The 1800-nt window shown below is 43.2% G+C and carries 2 protein-coding genes; both read right to left on the reverse strand.

Annotated elements, in window-relative coordinates; all coding sequences use genetic code 11:
• Positions 1 to 63: 63 nt before the first annotated feature.
• Positions 64 to 654, reverse strand: a complete 591-nt coding sequence (locus ACR2F7_RS14070; protein ID WP_432714183.1) for a nucleotidyltransferase family protein — start codon at positions 652 to 654, stop codon at positions 64 to 66.
• The gene (locus ACR2F7_RS14075) at positions 654 to 1769 is read right to left on the reverse strand and encodes an XdhC family protein (RefSeq protein ID WP_432714184.1); all 1116 of its coding nucleotides are present in this window, start codon (positions 1767 to 1769) and stop codon (positions 654 to 656) included. The genes ACR2F7_RS14070 and ACR2F7_RS14075 overlap by 1 nt, the downstream gene beginning before the upstream one ends.
• Positions 1770 to 1800: the final 31 nt, after the last annotated feature.

A 1800-nucleotide genomic window follows, 5' to 3' on the forward strand; every position in this document is an offset into this window, starting at 1 on the left:
AGTTGCAGTTATCGGTAAGCGATATCCGCAGGTAATCGTGCACTCGTCCAAAAGAATCGCTGATCATGTGTGGTTAATTAAGTTGATATAATCTGTTGCCGTATCGATATCAATATGGCCTAATTCAAAGTCAATGGTTTCTAAATCTTCAGGATGTTGTTCAAAGATATGTTTTGCACCCCTATTTCCTGTGAGCGACAGCAATTGCTCAAAGTACTTTTTATTGAACAATGTTGGTGTACCTTTAGTTTCTGCATAAGCACAAGCAACGATATTTTTACCTTTAGCCTCATGGGTTTTAGCCAGACTTTCGAAAATCCCTGCATTGATAAAAGCCTGGTCAGCTACACTGATGATTGCATTTCCTACATCGGCTTGCTGTTTTAAAAGCGCTTCAAGGCCAATAGCGATGCTTGATGACATCCCTTCTTCCCAGTTTTCATTGATTACACAGGTAATTTCTGGTGTGCTGTGCCTTTTAGAGATTTCCCCTGCATAAGCACCCAAGACCATTATGATTGGTCTGAAATCACTTGCCAACGCCGCATCCATCGTTAATCGCAATAGCGTTTTACCTCTGTAGGCTAACAGCTGTTTGGGCTGCCCCAGCCTGCTGGAATTGCCCGCAGCTAAAATGATGATCCCGGTTTTCATTATTCCTTTTTTTGAAAATGAATAGGTTCTGCTTTCTCCTTTAAAAAACTGGCCGTAGCACCGGCAAAAACAGATTTGATCTCGGCAATGATAGAAATGGCAATTTCCGCAGCTGTTTCTGCACCTATATCTAAACCTACGGGGCCATGTACCCTTGCTAAATTCTCCTCTGTATTTAAATTAAGTTCGTCCAGCATCCTCAGCAATTTCTTTTTTGGTCCTAAGGTGCCTATATAAGGGGCATTGGTAGTTAGTAACCTTTGGAGTAAGTCAAGGTCATAGTTGTAGTTATGGGTCATCAGCACGAAGGCCGTTTGCGCATCTATAGCAACCTGTGCTAATAATTGTTCTGGTTTGACCACCAATACCCGATCTGCATTGGGGAAGCGTTGTGCTGTAGCATGTGTTGGTCTACCGTCGGCTATGGTTACTGTCCAGCCTAAAAGTTGTGCAATTTCGGCCAAAGGCTGTGCGTCATTTCCTGCGCCTGCAATGATGAGCGAAATTGGTGGTGCTACAAATTCAATAAAGGCATCTGTAGGCTGCTCCTCTATGGTCAAATTTTCTAAAGTAGATTTTTGCTGAGCCAGTACCCTTGCTGCATGTTCATAAATTTCATCTTTACTATCGCCAGGGAGTTTGGAGATGCTGTTTTTTGCCCTATAGAGCATGCTAGTACCCAACTGTATTTTCCCTTCTAAGGAAAACAGGGTCAACAGCACTGCATTTTCTCTTTCTTTTTCCAAGGCAGCCAGGATCACCAGGGCATGAAGTGGGTCATTTTGACGGATAGGTTCAAAAAGAATATGAACAATACCATTGCAACCCAGCTGTACGCCGAATTTAGCATCATCCTCATCTGTGGTATCGTAGGTGACTAATTTATTTTCCTGCTGCAGAATAGCAGAAAGTGCCTTTCTTAAAGCGTCGCCTTCAAGGCAGCCCCCACTAATGGCACCCGTTAAAAGACCATCTTCGGTGATGAGCATGCGGGCACCTGGCCTCCGGTAAGAAGATCCATCAACCTTTACCACAGTGGCTAGCGCCGCTTTTTTGTGTTCCCTTACTGCTTTTTCATAAGCCTTCAGGATATCGGTGATTTCTTTCATCAGCATTATTCATTTGATGATGTAAGATAACGGTAAT

The sequence above is a fragment of the Pedobacter sp. genome (assembly GCF_045628745.1).
Classification (GTDB): Bacteria; Bacteroidota; Bacteroidia; order Sphingobacteriales; family Sphingobacteriaceae; genus Pedobacter.